Source organism: Candidatus Tectomicrobia bacterium (assembly GCA_016192135.1).
Classification (GTDB): domain Bacteria; phylum UBA8248; class UBA8248; order UBA8248; family UBA8248; genus 2-12-FULL-69-37.
The window spans coordinates 1-7,791 of record JACPUR010000029.1 but is presented as its reverse complement, the minus strand read 5'-3'; the positions used below and the strand labels follow the sequence as shown (position 1 = coordinate 7,791).

Below are 7,791 nucleotides of genomic sequence, written 5' to 3'. Positions count from 1 at the left end.
GGAGGAAGTGACCGGAAAGCTGGGCGCCCTCATCCTACTGAAACAATCTTGAGTTCTAGCCAGCGGTCCCAGCCAAGATTGCGTCAACAGTCATTTTATCTAAGCACGGCTCAATCCCATCTTGATTTTTCCGAACGATATAAGCCTTCAGTACTTCGCGCTCGTCCAATGTCAAATTCTTGAGTTTCTCTATTTTGGCTGGTCCAGAATATGAAAAGCGTCCGCATCCTTTGCCGTGGCAATCCACCTTGTACGCATCTTTATTGGAGATTCCTTCAATCCTTGGTTTATCCACCAGGCACACAGGACATCTGTTGTTTTCAGTATCCATCTCTCCCCCCCGTATCTCCCGGATGGCCCCCGCGTAGTCGGGGGACCCGAACACGGCCGTGCCCGCCACCAGCACGTCCGCCCCGGCTTCGCGCAGGGCGGCGGCGTTCCCGGCCGTCACCCCGCCGTCCACCTCCAGGAGCGCCCCCGATTTCCGGGCGTCCAGCATCCGCCTCGCCTCGCGCACCCGCTCCAGGGCCGAGGGGATGAACTTCTGCCCCCCGAAGCCCGGGTTGACGCTCATGATGAGCACCAGGTCCACGTCTCCCAGCACCGGATCGAGGGCGCAGAGCGGGGTGCCGGGGTTCAGGGTCGCCCCGGCCAGCGCCCCCAGGGCGTGGATGGCCTGGACGGTCCGGTGCAGGTGGCCGGCGGCCTCGACGTGCACGGTCACGAGGTCGGCCCCCGCCCGGACGAAATCCTCCAGGTAGCGGTCCGGGTCGGCGATCATGAGGTGCACGTCCAGCACGAAATCCGGAGACACCCGCCGCGCCGCCGCCACCCCCATGGGGCCCACCGATATGTTGGGGACGAAGCGGCCGTCCATCACGTCGAAGTGGAGCCAGTCGGCTCCCGCCCGTCGGACGGCTTCGATCTCCTCCCCCATCCGCTCGAACCTGCAGGCGAGCAGCGAGGGCGCGATCCGGATCTTCCCCCTCGTCATGTCGGGCTTCGGCAACGGCGGCTCCTAGTTACGAATCTAAACAGACCGCTCACCCGGGCGGCAGGCTCTGCACCCTCTCCCTTTGGGAGAGGGCCGGGGTGAGGGAGGATTCTCCAGCGCTCGCAGCTTTTCCCTCACCCCCATCCCCCTTTCCCGGAGGGAGAGGGGTGCCGCGATCAGCGAGGGCGATTCTCGGCGCGCATATGGCCAACCAGCGAATGACTTGACCAGCTTCACTTCACCTAGTGCGCCTGCTCTTCCATCAGCTGCCCGTCGAGGTAGATGCGCGCCCAGGTGCGCCCCGTCGAGGGGATCATGATCTGGATCTCCTCGCCCGCGTTCACCTCCCGTGAGAGCACCTCGCGCTTCTCGCCTCCCGTCTCCAGCTCGATCCGCAGCTTCTGCGCCGGGCGGCCGGAGGGCACCCTGTAGCGCAGCACGCTGAAGTTGCCCGTAATCTGATCGCCGCCCCGCGCCACGTCCACGTGGACGCGGTGGCCGGCCAGCACCCGCTGCCCAGCCGGCGGGATCTGCGCCACGATCGTCCCGCGCAGGGCCCCCTGCCGGTCCACGTACCGAACCCGCCCCACGTTCAGCCCCACCTCGCGCACCCGGTCGAGCGCCGCGTTCACCGGCTCGCCCACGAGGGAGGGCATGACGTAGGCGCGCTCGCGCGGGCCCTGGCTCACCAGAAGGACCACCGCCTCCCCGCGCGAAACGGCCTTGCCCTCGCCTGGCCAGATCCCGATCACTTCATCGACCGGCCGCTTGGGATCGAACAGCCGCTCCACCCAGCCCACCCGGAGCCCTTGCTGGAGGACGAGGGTTTCCGCCCGGGCCATGTTCTCCCCCTTCACGGCGGGGACCGCCACCTCCCTAGAGCCCTGGCTGATGACGAGCGACACGGTGCGCCCCTTCCGGATGCGCCTGCCGCCCGAAGGGTTCGTGCCGACGACATGGTTCTGCGGCACCGCGTCGCTGAACACCCGCTCCGCCACCTGAAGAGGGATGCCCCGCTCGCCCAGGATTTCCAGGGCCCGCACCACGTCCATCCCCGCGACGTTCGGCAGGAAGACGCTCTCCCCCTCCTGGAACAGGTAGAGGCCCGCGATCCCGCCCCCCGCCCCGGCGAGGAACAGGAGCACCGCCGCGAACAGCCCCCTCAGCACCCCGCGCATCCGCTATCCCCTGCGCCGCCACCGCATGGCGAAGAATCCGTCCAGGCCGGGGGCCTCCTCCGGCCGGATCCGGAGCGCTCCGTCCGGCCCGATGACCCGCCGCAACTCCGGGATATCGCCCTGCCCGGCCCCCTCCGGAACGAAGTCCGGCCCCTCGAAGCCGGACGCCACCTCCTCCGTCTCCTCGGGCTCGTTCGTGCAGACGGCGTAAATCAGCCGGCCCCCGGGCCGCACCGCCTCCGCCGCCCGCCGGAGGATCTCCCCCTGGCGCCTCCCGTGGGCGGCCAGGTCCTCCTCCCGCAGCCGCCAGCGCGCGTCCGGATGGCGGCGCAGCACCCCGAGCCCGGAGCACGGCGCGTCCACCAGCACCCGATCGAAGGCGGCCCCGAAGGAGGGGCGGGAGGCATCCATCACCACAGCCGGAACATCGGCGCCGATCCTAGCACAGTTCTCCCGGAGGCGGGCGAGCCGCGCGAAGGAGGCGTCGCCGGCCACCACCCGCCCGGCGGGCGCGGCGGCCCAGGCCAGACAGGCGGTTTTTCCCCCGGGGGCGGCGCAGGCATCCAGCACCCGCTCGCCCGGCCGGGCGCCCGCGTAGCGGGCCGCGAGGCTCGACGCCTCGTCCTGCACGATGAAGAGGCCCTCGGCGAAGGCCGCGGTCCCGGTGAGGGCGGATTCCTGGGAGATCACCCGCAGGCACTCCGGGTCCGCGAGCCCGGGCGCGGTTTCCATCCCGTCCTCCGCCAGCCGGGCGGCGAGAGCCTGGGGAGAAGTCCTCAGCGGGTTCGCCCGGAGGACGAGCGGGCCCTCGGCGTTGTCCGCCTCGCAGCGCGCTCGCGCTCCCTCCCCGCCCAGGGCGGCCAGCCACCGGCGGACCAGCCAGCGCGGATGGGACTCCCACAGGACGAGCCTCTCCTCCAGCTCATCGGGCGGGGCGGGCGGGGTCAGCCTGCGGAGGACGGCGTTGACGAGGCCCCGCTCCCAGGGGCCCGCCCCCGCCAGCCCCGCCGAGGCGTTCACGGCGGCGTGCGCCGGAACGCGATCCAGGAAAAGGAGCTGGTAGGCGCCCAGGCGAAGCGCCTCGCGAACGGGCGGGGGAAGGCGGTCCGGGGGCTTCTCCAGGCAGCGGCTCAGGGCGAAATCCAGGCGGTTCCGCCACCGGAGGGCGCCGTAGACGAGTTCCCGCAGGAGGGCCCTATCCCGGCCGTCGAACGAGGAGGCGGCGAAGCGGGCGGCCAGCTCCTCGGCGTTCTCGGGGCGGGCCTCGAAGGCGAGAAGGGCGGCGTGCGCGGCGCGCCTCACCGGATCGGCTCCCCCGGAAGAGGGAAGGCGCCGCCCTCTTCCGCTCCGCCCGGGCTTCGGCTTCTGGCTCACTTTCCCGCGCCCAGGCGGGCGCCTGCCGGGAGGGGATGGCCCCGGAGGAAGGCCTCCGCCTCCATCCGCTTTCCTCCCGGCGGCTGGAGCCCCAGGATCGCCAGGTCCCCCGTCCCCGTCCGCACCCGGAGCCCCCGGCCCTCGGGCGTCACGGCCGGGCCCAGGACCTCGCCCGGCCGGGCCGGGACCCGGCCCTCGGCTTGGAGCGGATGGGCCCGCCAGATTCGAACCGTTCCGCCGTCCGGCCACGCCGTCTCGGCCACGGGCCAGGGCCGCAGGCCCCGCACCCGGCGGTCCAGCTCCTCGGCCGGGAGGGACCAGTCGAGCGCGGCTTCTTCCTTCCCGAGCTTGGCGGCATACGTCACGCCCGCCTCGGGCTGGGGCTCTTCCCTCGCCTCTCCTCTTTCGAGGCGGAGGAGGGTCTCCACCAGGAGAGGCCCTCCGGCGGCGGCGAGGCGGTCGTGGATTTCTTCCGAAGTGTCGCGGGGGCCGATCGGCAGGACGAGCCGGGACAGAACCGGCCCGGCGTCCAGCTCGTGCACGAGGCGGATGACGCAGGCGCCCGTCTCCCGGTCCCCCGCGAGAAGGGCGCGCTGGATGGGGGCCGCCCCGCGCCAGCGCGGGAGGAGGGAGGCGTGGAGGTTGAACGCCCCGAGACGGGGCACGCCGAGGAACTTGCGCGAGAGGATCTGCCCGTAGGCCACCACGGCCACTGCGTCAGGCGCGAAGGGGGCGATGTCGGTCGAGCGGATGCGCTCGGGCTGGAGGACGGCGAGGCCGGCCTCGAGCGCCCGCGCCTTCACCGGAGGGGGAGTCACGCGCCGCCCGCGGCCCGAGGGACGGTCGGGCTGGGTGAAGACGGCGGCGATCTCAATCGGGGAAGCAATCATCGCCTCGAGCGCCGGGACGGCGAACTCGGGGGTCCCCAGGAACACCACGCGCATCGGGGCGATCCTCCGCCGGGATCACCCCGGCCCCTCCCTCATAAACAAGGGGAGCATACGGGTCAAACGCGGGAGGGTGAGAATGCTAGGAGGCGGCGCGGCTCAGGCGCTTGAGGCGCTTCTTCAGGACGTCGCGCTTCTCGCGGTTGAGGTGGTCCAGGATGAGCTTGCCCTCGAGGTGATCCATCTCGTGCAGCAGCACCCGGGCGAGGACCCCCTGGCCGTCCAGGAGTATCTCCTCCCCCCGCGGGTTGAGGGCCCGCACCCTCACGCGCAGGGCGCGGCGCACCCTTTCGTGGACGCCGGGCAGGGAGAGACAGCCTTCCTCCTCCATCTGCTCCCCCTCGGCCGACACCACCTCCGGGTTCATGAGGACGTGGAGCTGGGCGGGGTCCGTCCCCACCGAGAGGTCCACCACGATCAGCCGGATATCCTCTCCCACCTGGGGCGCGGCCAGCCCGACGCCCGGCGCCGCGCGCAGCGTCTCCGCCATGTCCGCGGCGAGCGCGGCGAGGCCCGCGTCCACCGCTTTCACGGGCCGGCACCGCTTCCTGAGCGCCGGGTCGGGGTATGTCCGGATGGTCAGAACCGCCATCGCTACTCGCTCCAGCCCCCTTCTTGCGCGTCCGCCTCTTCTGAAGGAGCGGCGCTCAGCGCGTCATCGGCCGCCTGGATGCAGATCCCCATCGGGAAGCCCCGCCCCAGGAGGTGGCGCAGGAGGCGCTGCCGGGCCCGCTGGGGATCGTCCTTTCCGAGGGAGCGCGCCCGCTTGCGGGCGGCGGCGACGGCCAGCCGCCGCTCCTCCCCCTCGCCGTACAGCTCCTCCAGGACGGCCCGGAGGATGGAGGGCGAGAGGCCCCGCCCCCGCAGCTCCTCCTCGAGGAGGCGCCAGCCCATCGGGCGGCCCTCCAGGCGGCCGCGCGCCCAGGCGCGCGCCGCGGCCGCGTCGTCGAGATAGCCCAGCTCGGTGAAGCGGTCCAGGAGGGATTCGATTTCCCCGCCGGCGAAGTCCCGCAGGCGGAGCTTGCGCCGGAGCTCGGAGCGGGTGTGGGCGCGGCGGGAGAGGAGGCGCAAAGCCGCCGCCTTCATTCGCTCGGAGGGAGGGAGATCGGCGTCCTTCGCGGCTTTCTTTCCGCTCTTCACAGACCTCCCGCCGCCGGGGCGCATGCCGGGCCTCACCCCGCGCACCCCCGGCCGCCTACTGGGGGGTCGAGGGCTTGGCGGCCGCCGGCTTGGGCGCCGCCGTGGCTATCCCGGCCGCAGGGGGGGCGCCGATGCCCATCGCCGTCCGCACCTGGCGTTCGATTTCGGCGAAGATCTCGGGCGTGTCCTTGAGGAACTTCTTCACGTTCTCGCGGCCCTGGCCGATGCGCTCATCGCCGAAGGTGTACCAGGCGCCGGTCTTCTGGACCACGCCCTTGTCCACCGCGAGGTCGAGCACGTCGCCCTCCCGGGAGATGCCCGCGCCGAACATGATGTCGAACTCGGCCGTCCGGAAGGGGGGCGAGAGCTTGTTCTTGACCACGCGGACCCGGGTGCGGTTGCCCACGTTCTCCTCCCCTTCCTTGATGGAGGCGACGCGGCGGACGTCCAGCCGGATGGAGGCGTAGAACTTGAGGGCGTTGCCGCCCGAGGTGGTCTCCGGGTTGCCGAACATGACGCCGATCTTCATGCGGATCTGGTTGATGAAGATGAAGCAGGCGTTGCTGCGGTGCACCACGCCGCCCAGCTTGCGCAGGGCCTGGCTCATGAGACGGGCCTGGAGGCCCACGTGCTGATCGCCCATCTCGCCCTCGAGCTCCGCCTTGGGGACGAGGGCCGCGACGGAGTCGATCACGACCACGTCCACCGCGCCGCTGCTCGTGAGGATCTCGGCGATCTCGAGGGCCTGCTCCCCGGTGTCGGGCTGGGAGACGATGAGGTTGTCGGTCTGGACCCCGAGCGCCTTGGCGTAGATGGGATCGAGGGCGTGCTCGGCGTCGATGAAGGCCGCCATGCCGCCGTTGCGCTGGGCCTGGGCGATGATCTGTAGGGCAATGGTGGTCTTCCCGGAGGACTCCGGGCCGAAGATCTCCATGATGCGGCCGCGCGGCACCCCGCCGATGCCCAGCGCCGCGTCGAGCGAGACGGCGCCCGTCGAGATCACCGGGATCGGGCCCAGCTCCGGCCCCTCGCCCAGGCGCATGATCGAGCCCTTGCCGAACTGGCGGTTGATCTGGCTGAAGGCCATCTCGACCGCCTTCTCGCGGCGCTCGCGCTCCTTGGGATCCTGCGCGCCGGGCGCGCCCGCGGGAGGGGTTCCGTTCTTCTGGTTCATGGGAGAGCTCCTCGGAAGAGAACGATCGCGCGAGAGAGGAGAGGGCGGCGCGCCCTCACTTTAGGGAAACGGGCCTCCGGCCGCAACGCCTGGTTACATGCCCGGCTCCCGGCCCCGGCCATCTTTGCCACGACTATGCCGGACTTTATCTTCGCTCTATATATGGCAAAAATATAACGAAAATCAAGCGGAAATTTTTCGCTTCCCAGGTTCGAGACCAATTCCTTTTAAAACAAGAAGATAATCAGAGCGAGCGCCCCCGGAGGTGTGTCACTTGCGAAATGAATTGGCTAAAACGGGTCTGCGCGGGATTAGGCGGGAGGCGATTATACCAGCATCCTCCCGAACGATTGGTGGGTCATGGACCACCGCCAGTGCGACGTTGCGGCAAGGGGTTCTGACGGCAAGCCCCTCTTCCCCTGGGTCACGGCGGTCATGGACGTACGCTCCCGGAGGTTGCTGGGCTGGTACCTCCATTCCGGACCCAACCAGGACACCATCCTCGCCGCCCTCAGGCGGGCCCTCCTGCGCTACGGCGTCCCCCGCCATCTCCTCGTGGACAACGGCAAGGACTTCCGGGCCAAGGCCCTGACGGGCGGCCGGAAGGATCCGCCCCTGGACGAGGGCCGGGTCCTCGCCTTGACCGGGCACCTGGGGATCACATGCCACTTCGCGGCGCCCTACAACCCCAAGGCCAAGCCCATCGAGCGGGCCTTTAGGACCCTCAAGGAATGGATGGAGCGGCGCTTCGCCGCCTACCGGGGCGGGAACCCCCAGGAGCGCCCCGAGGACTTGAAGCACCTCTGGAAGCGGATTGAAGACCTACCCTCGCTGACCCAGATAGACCAGCTCTATGGGGAGTTCATCGAGGGGGTCTACAACGAGCACCCCCACACCGGGGACGGGATGGAGGGCCGCTCCCCGCGGGAGGTCTATGACGCGCTACTCCCCAGGCGGGCCGCGGCGGCACCTGAGGCCCTGCAT

The 7,791-nt window shown here is 70.4% G+C and carries 8 protein-coding genes; 1 reads left to right on the top strand and 7 read right to left on the bottom strand.

Features of this window, described 5'->3' with window-relative positions:
- Positions 1-55 precede the first annotated feature (55 nt).
- The 7 genes from HYZ11_12305 to recA all read right to left on the bottom strand — a co-directional run bounded on the left by HYZ11_12305 (position 56) and on the right by recA (position 6,807).
- Positions 56-994: a ribulose-phosphate 3-epimerase gene (locus tag HYZ11_12305; GenBank protein ID MBI3128380.1), complete on the bottom strand. Its 939-nt coding sequence runs from the start codon at positions 992-994 to the stop codon at positions 56-58.
- A gap of 242 nt (positions 995-1,236) precedes the next feature.
- Positions 1,237-2,172, bottom strand: coding sequence for a PASTA domain-containing protein (locus tag HYZ11_12300; protein ID MBI3128379.1), 936 nt, complete (start codon positions 2,170-2,172; stop codon positions 1,237-1,239).
- Positions 2,173-2,175: 3 nt separating this feature from the next.
- The gene (gene rsmB, locus HYZ11_12295; GenBank protein ID MBI3128378.1) at positions 2,176-3,474 is read right to left on the bottom strand and encodes a 16S rRNA (cytosine(967)-C(5))-methyltransferase RsmB; all 1,299 of its coding nucleotides are present in this window, start codon (positions 3,472-3,474) and stop codon (positions 2,176-2,178) included.
- Positions 3,475-3,542: 68 nt separating this feature from the next.
- Positions 3,543-4,490, bottom strand: coding sequence for a methionyl-tRNA formyltransferase (locus HYZ11_12290; GenBank protein MBI3128377.1), 948 nt, complete (start codon positions 4,488-4,490; stop codon positions 3,543-3,545).
- A gap of 85 nt (positions 4,491-4,575) precedes the next feature.
- Positions 4,576-5,085: a peptide deformylase gene (def, locus tag HYZ11_12285; GenBank protein MBI3128376.1), complete on the bottom strand. Its 510-nt coding sequence runs from the start codon at positions 5,083-5,085 to the stop codon at positions 4,576-4,578.
- A 2-nt stretch (positions 5,086-5,087) separates the two neighbouring features.
- On the bottom strand, positions 5,088-5,633 hold the full coding sequence (locus HYZ11_12280; protein ID MBI3128375.1) for a regulatory protein RecX: 546 nt from the start codon (positions 5,631-5,633) through the stop codon (positions 5,088-5,090).
- A gap of 55 nt (positions 5,634-5,688) precedes the next feature.
- Positions 5,689-6,807, bottom strand: a complete 1,119-nt coding sequence (gene recA / locus HYZ11_12275) for a recombinase RecA (GenBank protein ID MBI3128374.1) — start codon at positions 6,805-6,807, stop codon at positions 5,689-5,691.
- 360 nt (positions 6,808-7,167) lie between these two features.
- On the opposite strand from recA, the gene HYZ11_12270 reads away from it, so the two are divergent.
- The coding region (locus HYZ11_12270) for a transposase family protein (GenBank protein ID MBI3128373.1) at positions 7,168-7,791 on the top strand (624 nt) is incomplete at its 3' end.

What these genes read in the sequence shown, in the direction of transcription:
- HYZ11_12305 (MBI3128380.1), bottom strand. Translation starts at nt 994, where the DNA reads ATGACGAGGGGGAAGATCCGGATCGCGCCCTCGCTGCTCGCCTGCAGG.
- HYZ11_12300 (MBI3128379.1), bottom strand. Translation starts at nt 2,172, where the DNA reads ATGCGCGGGGTGCTGAGGGGGCTGTTCGCGGCGGTGCTCCTGTTCCTC.
- HYZ11_12290 (MBI3128377.1), bottom strand. Translation starts at nt 4,490, where the DNA reads ATGCGCGTGGTGTTCCTGGGGACCCCCGAGTTCGCCGTCCCGGCGCTC.
- def (MBI3128376.1), bottom strand. Translation starts at nt 5,085, where the DNA reads ATGGCGGTTCTGACCATCCGGACATACCCCGACCCGGCGCTCAGGAAG.
- recA (MBI3128374.1), bottom strand. Translation starts at nt 6,807, where the DNA reads ATGAACCAGAAGAACGGAACCCCTCCCGCGGGCGCGCCCGGCGCGCAG.